The sequence below is a fragment of the Sandarakinorhabdus limnophila DSM 17366 genome (assembly GCF_000420765.1).
GTDB lineage: Bacteria > Pseudomonadota > Alphaproteobacteria > Sphingomonadales > Sphingomonadaceae > Sandarakinorhabdus > Sandarakinorhabdus limnophila.
The window spans coordinates 292,055-305,307 of sequence record NZ_ATVO01000005.1 but is presented as its reverse complement, the minus strand read 5'-3'; the positions used below and the strand labels follow the sequence as shown (position 1 = coordinate 305,307).

Below are 13,253 nucleotides of genomic sequence, written 5' to 3'. Positions count from 1 at the left end.
GTGGCGGAGCCACGCCGTCGGACGACACACGAAAAAGGCGGCCTGAGGGCCGCCTTTTTTGGTCGCCGGCCGATCTTGTCGGAGTCGGTGAGTGGCTGCGCTATTCACGCGCCCGGCAGCGATGGAGCGGGTAGCGGGAATCGAACCCGCGCGTTCAGCTTGGGAAGCTGGCAGGCTACCATTACATCATACCCGCAGAAGCCGGCGTCCGCTTGCCACCGTCATGCCCGGTTCGTCAAGCAATCAGGCCATTCATCGACCAGCAAGCCGGCGAGGCGCAGGAGTGTCCCACCCCCGCGCAACAGCGCTTGACGACTACATACGTAGTCGATACATCGATTACAGATGTAAACGACTCGGGTGCCGATCATGTCAGAGCGTATCAGCGAAGCCGAATGGCAGGTGATGGAGGTGTTGTGGACACAGCATCCGCTCACTGCGCAGGATGTGGCGGCCCGGCTGCAACCCACTGGCTGGGGCCTGACGACGGTGAAGACGTTGCTTTCCCGCCTCGCCGCCAAGGGCGCGCTGACCACCACGGAAGATGGCCGCCGCTATCTGTACGCACCCGCCGTTGATCGCGCCGCCATTGCCGCCGGCGAATCCCGCCGGCTGGTTGATCGCCTGTTCGGTGGCCGCCCGGCGCCGCTGGTCGCCCATTTGGCCGAACGCGGCGAGCTTTCTCCTGCCGATATTGCCGAACTGGAAGCCCTGATCCGGGAGTTGAAGCAATGATGCCTGATCCTGCCTGGCTGGTGGAGGCGCTTATTGGCGCCACGCTGCTGATGTTGTTGGTGCTGATCGTGCGCAAACCGGTGGCCCGACTGTGGGGCGCCCATATGGCCTATGGCTGTGGGCACTGCCGGCGCTGCGCATGGTGCTGCCGGCGATTCCGGGCTGGCAGCCGCTTTATGTGCCAGTGGCGCAGGCCAAACCCGATGGCGACATGGCGCTTGCCCTGATGCCGCCGGCCGACGCCAAACTTTACACCCAGCCGCTGCCGCCGGTCACGCTGCAAATGGGACCAGACGTGAGCCTGCTGCCGGATTGGCCTGTGCTGCTGCTTGGGGTCTGGGCGCTGGGCGCGATTGCCTTTCTCGCCATCCAATGGGCGCGGCATGTGCGCTTTGTGGGCCAGGCGGTGCGCGACGGCGACCTGCTCACCCGTCAGGGCGGCGTGGACGTGATCGTCTCTGCCCATGTGCCCGGCCCGATGGCGGCCGGCATCATCCAGCGCCGCATCCTGCTGCCGGCCGATTTCCTCACCCGCTACTCGCCAGCCGAGCGCCGCATGGCGCTGCTGCACGAAGGAGCCCACCATGATCGGTTGGATCTTGCCGCCAATCTGGCCGGGCTGGTGGTGCTGGCGGCGCATTGGTGGAACCCGATTGCCCATGCCGCCTGGCGCGCCTTCCGCGCCGATCAGGAACTCGCCTGCGATGCCAGCGTGCTGGCCGGCAGCGATGGTGACACCCGCGCCACCTATGGCCGGGCCGTGTTGAAATCTGCGTGCGTCGCCACCCCAGTCGCCGCTTGTGCCATGAACCACAAGAGCCAGTTGAAGGAACGGTTTTCCATGATGAAGGATCGCAAGCTGGGCCGCTTTGGCCGCCTGTTTGGCCTGCTCGCCGTCACCGGCCTCGCTGCCGGCGGCCTGATCGCCACCGCGTCGGGTGCCCAGCCCGCACTAGCGGCCCCACCAGCACCGCCCGCACCCGTCTCGCCGCCCGCGCCGGTGTCACCGCCGGCCGCTGTGTCGCCGCCCGCCCCGGTGTCGCCGCCGGCTGCGCCCAGTGCTCCGGCTGCGCCCAGTGCTCCGGCTGCCCCCAAGGTGATGGTGTTCACCCACAAGATCGACGGCGCGCAAGGCAAGCCAGGCGAGAAGATCGTCCGCAAGATCATCATGAAGGATGGCAAGGTGGTGTCGGACGAGACCAGCGGCGACGGCCCGCACGTGATGATGATGCACGGCGGCGGCCCGGGCGAGATGGTCAAGGTGATGGAAACCGCCGAAGGCAAGAAGATGGTGATGATCCGCCACCAGGAAATCGCCGAAATGGCCGGCAAGCACGCCGCGCTGGCTGGCAAGGACGTCGAATCCCGCATGGCCGAGGTGAAGACCCGCATGCGCGCCCGTTGCGAAAGCGAGGGTGTGAAGCTGCCCGCCGATGCCGACATGGCGCAGCTTGCCACCTGCGGCATGGAAATGCAGAAGAAGGTGCGCGAGGCCATGGCCTCGGCCCGTGCCGCCATCGAGAAATCCCGCGATCTGTCTGCCGAACAGCGCGCCGCTGCGCTGAAGGGCATCGATGCGGCGATGGCCAACCAACGCACCGAAGTGATCGTGAAGGTCGAGAAATGATCTGATCCGTGCTGCCCAGTTCTGGCCCCTTTCAGGCCGGGCGGCACAGGTTCAGAGCATCAGGCTGGCCCCCAGCAAGAGCCCCGCTGCGGATTCCAGCCCGGCCCGGTCGTCTTCATCGAAGCGGCCGGGTTTCGGGCTGTCGAGATCGAGCACGCCGATGATCATGCCATCACGGATCAGCGGCACGACGATTTCGGAGCGGCTGTCGGCATCGCAGGCGATATGGCCGGGGAAGGCGTGCACATCGGGCACCAGTTGGGTTTCGCGGGTCGCCGCTGCCGTGCCGCACACGCCGCGGCCGAGCGGGATGCGGATGCAGGCCGGCTTGCCCTGAAACGGGCCGAGCACCAGTTCGCCTTCGCGCATCAGGTAGAAACCGGCCCAATTGAGATCGGGCAGCTGGTGGAAGAGCAGCGCCGCCATATTGGCCATGTTGGCGACGAAATCACGCTCGTCGCCGATCAACGCGGCCAACTCCTGGTTCAGCTGCACATAGCGTTCGGGCTTTGTGCCTTCGAGGGCGGGGGCAAAGAATGACATGGCCGGGCGTTAGCGCCGCAGCCCCGGAAACGCAAACGCCGCCGGGGTGAGCCGGCGGCGTTCATTGTCGTGGATGAAGCCCGAATTACTTCGGTGCGATCACCATCAGCATCTGGCGGCCTTCCAGGCGGGGCAACTGCTCCACCTTGGCCAGTTCTGCGGTTTCGTCGCGTACGCGCTCCAGCAACTTCAGGCCAAGCTCGCCATGCGAAAGCTCACGGCCGCGGAAGCGCAGGGTGAGCTTCACCTTGTCGCCGTCTTCCAGGAAGCGATTGATGGCTTTCATCTTGGTCTGATAATCATGCTCGTCGATATTGGGACGCATCTTGATCTCCTTGATCTCCTGCGTCTTCTGGTTCTTGCGAGCTGCGGCAGCCTTTTTCTGGCTTTCATATTTGAACTTGCCGATATCGAGAATCTTGCACACCGGCGGATCGGCGCCAGGGGAGACTTCCACCAGATTCAGCCCGGCTTCCTGTGCGATCGCAATGGCTTCACGGGTGTAAAGAACACCCAGATTTTCCCCGTCCTGATCGATGACACGGACCTTGGGAACAGTGATGAATTCATCATAACGCGGGCCGGTCATCGGCGCGGGCGTGTTCATCATGCGGCGTGGGGGGGATGGTATGGCAGTCTCTCCTGTGCAGTGTTACGCGCCTCAATAGCGCGGCCGGCCCACCAGCGGCAAGAGGGCGCAGGTGAACCGGCCGGATTCAGCCAAAAAGACGAGTTATTTCTTCGGGGCGAGCGCGGCCTCCAGCGCCGCGATGCCGGCCGCCGCGATCAGGCCGTCTTCCTGGCTGGTGGCGCCTGAAACGCCGACCGCGCCCACGGTCTTGCCGTCCCGCTTGATGGGCACACCGCCTTCGGACGCGACCACACCCACCGGGAAGGTGAGGTAGCGCAGTTGGCCTTCCTTCTGCAGCCGCTGTTCGAACAGCGCGGTGGGGTTGCCAAAACGCGCCGCCGTCTGCGCCTTGCCGGTGGCGATGTCCGGCCCGGCGATCGACGCATCATCCATCCGGCGCAGCGCAATCAGAATTCCGGCCGGATCGACAACCACGATGGTCACTTTCAGCCCGCGCTTGTCGGCCTCGGCCTGGGCGGCATCGGTGACGATGCGGGCGCCGTCGAGCGTCAGCACCGGCTTGTCCTTCACCAGCTGCGCCGCGGCCGGGGCGGCCAGCAGCAGCGCCGCGCCCAGAAGGGAAAGGCCGCGCATCAGGCGGGCATCCGATACAGGGCGCACAATTTGTTGCCGGCCGGATCACGCAGATAGGCGAGGTAAAGCGCGCCCATGCCGCCCTGGCGCACGCCGGGCGGATCTTCGCAGGTGGTGCCGCCATTGGCGACGCCGGCGGCATGCCAGGCATCGGCCATTTCCGGGCCGGCCATGGCAAAGCCGATGGTGCTGCCGTTGCCATTGCAGGCCGGGTTGCCGTCGATCGGCGGGGTGATGGCAAAGATGCCGGTGGGCGTCATCCAGAACACCCGGCCCTTGTCGTCGGCGTGGCCGGGGCCGATGCCCATGGCGGCGAAGGTGGCGTCGTAAAAGGCCTTGGATGCGGCTGTGTCGTTGGCGCCGACCATGATGTGGCTGAACATGGGCATTTCCCCCCGTGGTGTGTGTGTGGACAGACAGGGAAGCAAATTGCCGGCACTCTGTCGAGATGGCGTGTGCCTCTCCACGGTTAACCGGCGATCAGAACCAGAATGGACCGAGTTGCATCTTGCCGTCCGTTACCAAGCGGTTAACCACATCGGTGCGAGGGTCTGAGTTGGGGAACAATTGTGGAGATATTATCGCCGGCGTCGTCGGAGAGGGCCGACGCATGCTCAAATCGTTCCATCCGCTTGATGGGGGTGCAGTCGGACGAGGCTGAGAAAATCGGATTGCTGGCGGCGATCCTGGGGTGGGCGGTTGAGCCTCCTGACGGAACCGGCCGGATGCGCAGCTGGGTTGGCGGCTTTCCGGATGCCTTTGGTGCACGCGATACGGTGCCTTGGACGACAGCGGACGGGGGCGAAGTGGTGTTGGTGAAAGGCGGATCGGCCAAAGGTAGTTCGAACAATAGCATGTTTTTGCAAGGCGGTTGGGCACAGTGCGATCCGGGCCGGGACCCCGGTGCCGATCGGCCCGCGGGCTCGCCCAGGCTGGTGCTGCGCCAGACTGACAATGTGATCCGGGTCGACGCCGATGACATCGCCCTGGCAGATCAATTGGCGCGCTTGGGGCTGGATCGCCTGGTGCTGCCAGTTTCGCTACCGCCGCTGGAGGAATTGCTGGCCTTTGCCGGATGACAGTGGCGCGCTGCCTGGCCCCTAACGCCAGTGGCGCCGGGTTTGGCAGTGGTAACCATTTTTCGCGCACTTTGCCGCTGCAAGTGCAAGCTGATCATTCACCCGCCGTTATCGCCGCTGTGGCGCTTCAGCGCCGGGCGGAAGGAGTGGTGGCCAGTGACTGTTGCGCAGCGGATCTTCAGTTTCGATCAGGTGGGAAGCGCCGAATGGCCGGGCTGGGCTCAGCCGGACGGCTTTGGCGCCGTGCCGTCTGTGGGGGAGTGGGCGGTGCCGGACCAGCACCCAGCCCGACACCGAGACCCGCAGCCACCGCGCCGGCTGGTGCTGTTCGGATTGCCGCCGGGGCTGGCCGAACCGGTGACGATGCTGGCCGAAATCCTTGGCTGGCAGGTGGAGAGCTTCCCATCCGGTCTGGCCGTGTGTCCGCCGGCGCGCCTGTGCCTGGCCATGTTGCCCGCCAGTCCCGGCGAACGCGGGCCAATTGCGGCGTGGTCGCCAGAATTAAACCTTAATGAACTCATTTCCCAAGCCGGTTTGTCCATAATGGACCAGCCCCTGTGCGTCACCAGAGTGGAGCAAATGTTAGAGACCTTGGTCTGCGAACCATAGTTTGTTCGCAGGCTATGGGGGCGTAGTTTCGATGATAGACGTCGGATACGACACGGGTTTTTCGCGCGACTTCGGCGATTCCGGCTTGTTTGGTGCCGGTCGCCCGACCGCCGGAACCTTATCTTCACGAGGTGCCGCGACGGAGCTGGAAAAGGCCCAAGCCGTGCCGGACGGGGCTGAACAGAAATCGCCCGAACCGGCATTGCCGAACGGGCGTGTGGTTGACCGGGATTCGCCCGGCTCTGCATCGTCGGGCATGGAACGGCCGCATGCCGATTTCCCCAATCTGGATCTGGCAGCCCTGCAGGCGCTGGCCGGCAGCGGTGAACCGTCCGCCGCCATTGCCCGCCAGGTCGCCGATATGGCCCAGGGCCTGGCGGCGCTGGCCGACAAACTGGTGGGCCAGCCGCCAGCCAGCAGCGCTGATGTCGCCGAAGCCGATTGCATCGCCTTTCTGGAAGGCCAGTTCCGCATCCGTCGCTTGCGCGTCCGGCATCTGCCCGGCCTGTCGCTGGGTAAACCGGCGTGGGACATCTTGCTCGATCTGGCGGTGGCGCATTATTGGCGCCGCGAAACCTCGGTCACCAGCCTGTGCATCGCCGCCGATGTGCCGAGCACCACGGCGCTGCGCTGGATCAATGGCATGACCAAGGAAGGCCTGATCGTGCGGCGGCCGTGCCAGCGCGATGGCCGCCGCAGTTTTCTGGGCATTTCGCCCGAATCCTATCAGAGGATGCTGGCGCTGGCGGCCGATGCGCTGCGCACCGGGGATCGAGTCCGCGCCCGCTATCAGCGCAGCGCGGCCGCCTGATCTGAAGCTCTCCCCCATTTTTCCCAACTGGGCGGGGCGGCGGCGGGTGGCCCACGCACCCGCCGTCTTCTCCCCAGCCACAAGGCGTCGGGAACATCGCTGCACCAGAGCCGCGCTGATGGCGATATCCCCAATCAGGGGCTGGCAGGCGCTGCAACTGGCCCTATGCTGGACGACGTGACCAGCCTGCCTCTGCGCCCACCGATATTCAACATCGCGTTGCACGTCGCCTTTGCCGATGCGCTGGCGGCCGGGTTGCTGGCGCGCACGGCTGGTGATCCGCTGGCGCTGGCGCGGGCCCTGGTGCTGCTGCCCAACCGCCGTGCGGTGACGGCGCTCACTGAAGCCTTTGTGCGGCAATTACCCAATGCCAAATCCGGTGCCGAATCCGGTGGCGGCCTGCTGCTGCCGCGCATGGTGCCGGTGGGGGATCTGGATGACGGCGGTTTCGATCGGCTGGCGGCGGGCGCGGATGTGCTGCTGCCCGCCGTGGCGCCGCTGCTGCGCCGGCTGGAGCTGGCGCGGCTGGCGGGCGGCCTTCCGGGCAGCGACCGTTCGGCGGTGGAGCGGCTGCGACTGGGCGATGCGCTGGGTGAAGTGCTGGATGCGCTGCTGGCCGAGGAAATCGAACCCGAAGCCCTGCGCGCTGCCGCCGACGGCCAGGATCTGGCGGACCATTGGCAGAAGACGCTGGCCTTGCTTGAACTGATCATCGCCGTCTGGCCTGAAGCGCGCACCGGCCATGGCGGCACTGAAGGCGCAACGCGTCTCGCGGCGCTGATCGATGCCACCATCGCACGCTGGCGGGTGGCGCCGCCCACTGGCTTGGTGGTGGCGGCTGGCCTGGCCAATCCCACCCCGGCGCTGGTGCGGCTGCTGGGTGCGGTGCTGCACCTGCCGCAGGGCCTGGTGGTGCTGCCCGGCCTTGATGACGACCTGTCCGATGCCGGCATTGCGCGGTGGGAGGCGATCCCGATCAGCAGCGCCGAGGGCGGCCGCGATGATCCGGGCCACCCGCAATGGGCGCTGAAGAAACTGTTGGCCGCGCTTGGGTTGGAGCGTGCGGACGTTCAACCTTGGCCCGCACACGGCGGCAAACTGGATGGCCCGCCCGAACGCGCGGCGGCATTGCTGGCGGCGCTGGCCCCGGCGGCTGCCGCGACGGCCCCGCCGCCACCGCCGCCCGCCGCCATCGAAGGCCTGGCGCTGGCCGAATGCGCCACCGCGGCCGAGGAAGCCCAGGTGGTGGCGCTGGCGCTGCGTGAGGCGCTGGAGCAGCCGGGGGAGCGCGCCGCGCTGATCACGCCCGATCCGCTGCTCGCCCGGCGCGTTGCCGCCCATTGCCGGCGCTGGGGCATTGCCATCGATTCCTCCGCCGGCCAGCCGTTGCTGCTCACGCCGCCGGGCGCGCTGGCGCTGGCGCTGGTGGAGGCGATGGCCGAGGAATTTGCCCCGGCGCGGCTGCTCGCCGTGCTGAAACATGGGCTGGTGCGGCCCGATGACGTGGTGTTCAGCGCCGGTGTGCGGCTGGCCGATATTGCCCTGCGCGGTGTGCGGCCAGCGCCCGGTCTCGATGGTGCCGGCGCCGGCCTTGATCGCTGGCTGCACGAACGGGATGGGCGCACAGATCGCCTTGCCGCCCGGTTGATGGACTGGTGGCACGATCTGGCCCCGGCGCTGGAGCCGCTGGATGGCCTGCGCCAACGCACTGCCATCACCCTGCCCGATCTGATGCAGGCGTTGCGCGATGCGCTGGGTGCACTGGCCGGTGATGGCGCCTGGGCCGGGCCTGACGGGCGGCAACTCGCAGCATTGGTGGCCGAAATCGAACTGCATGGCGCGCTGTTCGGCAGCTTGCGCCCCGATGAAGCCCCGGCGCTGCTGGCCACGCTGATGGCCGGCTGCAGTGTGCGGGTGCCGGGGCAGGGGCATCCGCGCCTCGCCATATTGGGCCCAGTCGAAGCGCAGTTGACCCGCGCCGACACGCTGGTGCTGGCCGGCCTCAATGAAGCCACCTGGCCCGGCCGCCCCTCGCCCGATCCGTGGCTGGCGCCGGCCATCCGCCGCGCGCTTGGCCTGCCCGGCACGGCGCGGGCGCAGGGCCTTGCCGCGCAGGATTTCCTGCGCGCCGCCAGCGCCAAGCGCGTGCTGATCACCCGGGCGCGCCGCGATGCCGGCGGGCCACAAGTGGCATCACGCCTGTGGCTGAGACTGGTGGCGCAGTTTGAACGCGCTGGTGCCGATGTGCTGCCGCGCCGGGACGATCTGATCCTGATTGCCCGCGCATTGGATGGTGCCAGCGGCGGGCCACGGCCGGCACCGCAGCCGCGGCCCAACCCGGCGCTGTCCCTTCGCCCCCGCCGCATCAGCATCACCGAGATCGACACGCTGATCGCAGATCCCTTCGCCTTCCACGCCAAGCATATCTTGAAACTGCGCAAGCTTGATCCGCTCGATCAGGATCCCACCGCGATGATGCGCGGCAATCTTGCCCACGAGGTGCTCGACAAGTGGGTCGCCGCCCGTCACGGCAGCCTGCCGCAGCTGCAGCAGATCACCGCCGAAGTGCTGAGCAGCGCCACTTCGCATTTCCCGCTGCTGGCCGCCGCTTGGGTGCCGCGCATCCAGCGGGCGCTGGGTTGGGCGGGCCAAGAGATATTGAACGAGGAAGACGCCGGCTGGGCGCAGATGCTGGCCGAAGTGAAGGGCGAGTTGGAGTTGACCGGCGGGGTGATGCTGAGCGGGCGCATCGACCGATTGGACCGCCATGCCGACGGCAATCTGCGCGTGATTGATTACAAGACCGGCACACCGCCATCGGGCACGCGGGTCAAGGCGCTGGCGGCCAACCAATTGGCGCTGGGGCTGGGGATCGCGGTAGCTGGCGGCTTGCGCCATGGTGACAAGCCGGTGCCGGGCGGCAATGCTGGTGCCATCGAGTATTGGCAGCTGAACGGCAGTCGGCGGGAAAAAGGCAAGCGCAGCAATCCGTTGGGCAAGGGCGCCGATGTGCCCGATCATGTGACCCGGGCGCTGATCCGGGCCGAGCAATTGGTGGCGCAATATCTGCTGGCGCAAACGCCGTTCCCGGCCAAGCTGCAGCCGCAATGGGCCTGGGGTGATTTTGATCATCTTGCTCGCGTCGCCGAATGGATCAACCGGCGGGAGCGCCAATCGTGAGTGGTGCCATGAGCCGGGGACGCACGAAGCCGCTGGAACCGCTGAAGCCGGCGCAGGCCGCCGCTGCCGATCCTGAGGTCCATGCTTGGGTCGCGGCATCGGCTGGCACCGGCAAGACGCAGGTGCTCTCTGCGCGTGTGCTGCGCCTGTTGCTGGCCGGGGCGCGGCCGCATGCGATCTTGTGCCTGACCTTCACCAAGCTGGCTGCCGCTGAAATGCAGGACCGGGTGATGGCGCGGCTGGCGCGTTGGGCCGGCTGTGATGAGGCCGGGCTGGCCAGCGATCTTGCCGCCATCGGTGCGCCCACCGATGCGGAAACATTTGCCACCGCGCGCGGGCTGTTTGCCGCCGTGCAGGAGGCGCCAGCCGGTCTGGCCATCCAGACCATTCACAGTTTCGCGCAAGGGCTGATCGCCAGCTTCCCGGTGGAAGCCGGCATCACGCCAGGGTTTCAGACGCTGGATGACCGTGCCGCTGCGCTGCTGCGCCGCCGCGTGCTGACCGACGCACTCACCGACACGCGCAATCCCGGCTTTCTGGCCGATGTGGCGGAAATCGCCATCGATGGTGGCGAAGCCCGGTTACACGCGATCATGACGGCGCTCTCCCGCCACGGCGAGGCGCTGGCCAAACTTCGCATTGAAGGCGTGGAGCCGCTGCTGCGCCGGGCGTTGGGGCTGGCCGATGATGACAGCCAGGCGGCAACGCTGGCGACGGGGATCGTGGCGCTGCCGCTGCTGAAATTGCAGCAGTTCGCGCAGGCGCTGGGCCGGCAAAAAGGGGTCAACGCCCAGAAGCTTGCCGGAGCACTCGCCGGTTTTCAGGCCGCCAGCGACAAGGCGAAGCTGTGGCCTGATCTGTGGCGGATGTTCCATTCCACCAAGAATGAGCCGCTCGCGCTGACGACGCTGGTGCCCAAGGCTCTCGATGACGAAAATCCTGAATGGCGGCCTTTCTGTGCCGATCTGCAGACGCAGTTGCTAGGCATCCGCGCTGATCTGGAACGCTGGCAGATATTGGATTTTGCCGGCCGCCACCTGCGCGTCGCAGTGCGGCTGGCGCAGGATTGGCGGGCGGCCAAGCACCGGGCCGGGGTGATCGATTATGACGACATGATCGCCGCCGCCGCGCGCCTGCTCGGCGAACCCGGCGCGGCGGACTGGGTGCGCTTCAAGCTCGACAGCCGCATCGATCATGTGCTGGTTGATGAGGCGCAGGATACCAACCTGTTGCAATGGCAGGTGATCCGCGCGCTGGTGGAGGAATATTTCGCCGGGCGCGGCCAGCGAGACCAGTTTCGCAGCCTGTTCGTGGTCGGCGATTTCAAACAGTCGATCTTCGGCTTCCAAGGCGCCGATCCGCAGATCTATGCCGACATGAAGGATGATTTCGTCGGGTTGTGCGAGGCGGAACCGGAACGCTGGAAGGAACTGCCGCTCACGGTGAATTTCCGATCGGTGCCGGCGATATTGGATGTGGTGGACCGGGTGATCGACCATGTCGGCCCGCAGCTCTTCGACCCGCAGGGGGTGGAGCCGCATGTCGCCCACAAGTCCGGTGCCGGGCTGGTGATGCTGTGGCCGCCATTGCTGCCCGACGCCGGCAGCGAGGATGAGGACGAGGTGGAGGACGATGACGCCCCGCCGCTGGCGCAGGACATCGATATGGCGCGCCGGATCGCCGCCACCATCGCCGGCTGGCTGGCGCCGGATACCGCGCTCATCCTGCCCGCCAGTGGCCGGCGGGCGGCGGCGCAGGATATATTGGTGCTGGTGCGCAAGCGCAGCGGGCTGATGAACGCGCTGGTGACGGCGCTGCACGAAGCCGGCGTGCCGGTGGCCGGTGCCGACCGCCTCAATCTGGCCGAACCGCTGGCCGTGGCCGATCTGCTGGCGCTGGTGCAATTCGCCTGCCAGCCCGATGATGATCTCACGTTGGCGGCGCTGCTGGTCTCGCCCTTCTGCGGCCTTGATCATGATCAGCTCACCGGGCTGGCCGCCGTGCGTCCGGGCAGCTTGTGGGCGGCCGTGCTGGCCAGCGAGGATCCCGCCATGGCCGCCCCGCGCGCCGTGCTGGCCGAGGTGCTGCGGCTGGCAGCCGATGTTTCGCCCTATCGCTTCCTCGAAACCATCCTGTCTGGCCCGCTGGCCGGCCGCCGCAAGCTGCTGGCGCGGCTGGGCGAGGAAGCCCGCGATGCCATCGACACCGTGCTTGATCAGGCGTTGGCCTGTGAAGCCGCGGGCGCGGCCAGCTTGCAGGCATTCATCGCCTGGATGGCCGCCGAGGATCTGGAGGTGAAGCGCGATCCCGAAGCCGCCATCGACGCCGTGCGGCTGATGACGGTGCACGGCGCCAAGGGCTTGCAGGCGCCGATCGTGATCATGGCTGATGCCTGCCATGTGCCGCCGACGGAAAAGGGTGCGCTGGTGCTGGCGCTGAACAATGACGCGGAACTGCCGCTGTGGCTGCCGCCCGGACTGGTGGCGCCGCCGGCTTTCCTCACCGACGCGCAGAATGAACGGGTCGCCAGAGCCGCGCGCGAACATCGGCGGCTGCTCTACGTGGCGCTCACCCGTGCCGAGGAAGTGTTGTGCATTTGCGGCGCCACCAAGCCCGGTAAGTTATGGGATGTGCACCCGGAAAGTTGGTACAGCCTTGTCGATGAGGCGCTCACCGATCTGGAGGCGGTGGACGATCCGCATTGGCCGCAACCGGTGCGGCAGTTCCGCTCTGGCCCGGCGACGGTACTGCGCGATGTTGAGATGAAACCCGATGCGACGCTGCTGACCACGGATCGCTGGTGGCAGCGGCAGGCCCCCACCGAAGCCCGCCCGCCGCGCCCGCTGGTGCCATCGAGTCTGGGGCCAGACACGGTGGCCGATCCGCCGCCGGATGCCGGCCGCAAGGCCGCCGCTCGGCGCGGCACGGCGCTGCACCGGTTGTTCGAAACGCTGCCGGGGCTGGCGGCCGACGTGCGGCGCAACGTGGCGCTGCAATGGTGCTTGCTGAACGTGCCTGATCTGGAGGCTGAGGAACTTGTGGCGACGGTGCTGGCCGTGCTCGACGATCCGGCCTTTGCAGCGGTGTTCGCGGCTGGTGCGCTCACCGAAGCGCCGGTGGCGGCCGTGGTGGGCGAGGCGGTGATCGCCGGCAGCATCGATCGGCTGCTGGTGAGCGAGACCGAAGTGCTGGCCGTCGATTTCAAGACCGGCAGCCGCGTGCCGGCTGGGCTTGACATGGTGCCGCCATCGCACCTGGCGCAAATGGGCGCCTATGCCGCTGCACTGGCCCGTGTGTTTCCGGGCCGCACGGTGCGCGCCGGGCTGCTCTACACCGCCGGGCCGCGCCTGATCGAGGTGTCCGCCGATGTGCTCAGCGCATGGCAGCCATCAGCCGCATTGCAGCCGGCGGGGCCAGCGCCTATCTATCCGTCGTGAATCTTAT

Annotated in this window: 11 protein-coding genes and 1 tRNA gene; 7 read left to right on the top strand and 5 right to left on the bottom strand. The window is 67.2% G+C overall.

The window, feature by feature from the left end; translation table 11 throughout:
* Nucleotides 1-122 precede the first annotated feature (122 nt).
* Nucleotides 123-196: transfer RNA gene (locus G566_RS0106975), tRNA-Gly, on the bottom strand.
* A gap of 173 nt (nt 197-369) precedes the next feature.
* Here G566_RS0106975 and G566_RS0106970 point away from each other — a divergent pair.
* The gene (locus G566_RS0106970) at nt 370-735 is read left to right on the top strand and encodes a BlaI/MecI/CopY family transcriptional regulator (protein ID WP_022679963.1); all 366 of its coding nucleotides are present in this window, start codon (nt 370-372) and stop codon (nt 733-735) included.
* Between the two features lie 91 nt (nt 736-826).
* Complete coding sequence (locus G566_RS14760; protein WP_022679962.1) at nt 827-2,362, top strand: M56 family metallopeptidase; 1,536 nt, start codon at nt 827-829, stop codon at nt 2,360-2,362.
* A gap of 51 nt (nt 2,363-2,413) precedes the next feature.
* Here G566_RS14760 and G566_RS0106960 read toward each other — a convergent pair whose 3' ends face one another.
* From G566_RS0106960 to G566_RS0106945, 4 genes are all read right to left on the bottom strand, one after another.
* Nucleotides 2,414-2,905, bottom strand: coding sequence for a GAF domain-containing protein (locus G566_RS0106960; protein ID WP_022679961.1), 492 nt, complete (start codon nt 2,903-2,905; stop codon nt 2,414-2,416).
* 85 nt (nt 2,906-2,990) lie between these two features.
* Nucleotides 2,991-3,515 (bottom strand): translation initiation factor IF-3, encoded by a 525-nt coding sequence (gene infC, locus G566_RS0106955; RefSeq protein WP_022679960.1) that lies wholly within the window; start codon nt 3,513-3,515, stop codon nt 2,991-2,993.
* Between the two features lie 123 nt (nt 3,516-3,638).
* Nucleotides 3,639-4,130 (bottom strand): GlcG/HbpS family heme-binding protein, encoded by a 492-nt coding sequence (locus G566_RS0106950; RefSeq protein ID WP_022679959.1) that lies wholly within the window; start codon nt 4,128-4,130, stop codon nt 3,639-3,641.
* Nucleotides 4,130-4,513, bottom strand: a complete 384-nt coding sequence (locus G566_RS0106945; protein ID WP_022679958.1) for a VOC family protein — start codon at nt 4,511-4,513, stop codon at nt 4,130-4,132. Before G566_RS0106945 ends, G566_RS0106950 begins: the two co-directional genes overlap by 1 nt.
* A 186-nt stretch (nt 4,514-4,699) precedes the next feature.
* On the opposite strand from G566_RS0106945, the gene G566_RS0106940 reads away from it, so the two are divergent.
* The 5 genes from G566_RS0106940 to addA all read left to right on the top strand — a co-directional run bounded on the left by G566_RS0106940 (nt 4,700) and on the right by addA (nt 13,246).
* Complete coding sequence (locus G566_RS0106940) at nt 4,700-5,209, top strand: hypothetical protein (RefSeq protein ID WP_169522781.1); 510 nt, start codon at nt 4,700-4,702, stop codon at nt 5,207-5,209.
* Nucleotides 5,210-5,239: 30 nt separating this feature from the next.
* Nucleotides 5,240-5,818, top strand: coding sequence for a hypothetical protein (locus G566_RS0106935; RefSeq protein WP_156874449.1), 579 nt, complete (start codon nt 5,240-5,242; stop codon nt 5,816-5,818).
* 31 nt (nt 5,819-5,849) lie between these two features.
* Nucleotides 5,850-6,629: a MarR family winged helix-turn-helix transcriptional regulator gene (locus G566_RS13815; RefSeq protein WP_022679955.1), complete on the top strand. Its 780-nt coding sequence runs from the start codon at nt 5,850-5,852 to the stop codon at nt 6,627-6,629.
* 177 nt (nt 6,630-6,806) lie between these two features.
* On the top strand, nt 6,807-9,809 hold the full coding sequence (addB, locus tag G566_RS0106925) for a double-strand break repair protein AddB (RefSeq protein ID WP_029131366.1): 3,003 nt from the start codon (nt 6,807-6,809) through the stop codon (nt 9,807-9,809).
* Between the two features lie 8 nt (nt 9,810-9,817).
* Complete coding sequence (gene addA / locus G566_RS13810) at nt 9,818-13,246, top strand: double-strand break repair helicase AddA (RefSeq protein ID WP_051135967.1); 3,429 nt, start codon at nt 9,818-9,820, stop codon at nt 13,244-13,246.
* Nucleotides 13,247-13,253: the final 7 nt, after the last annotated feature.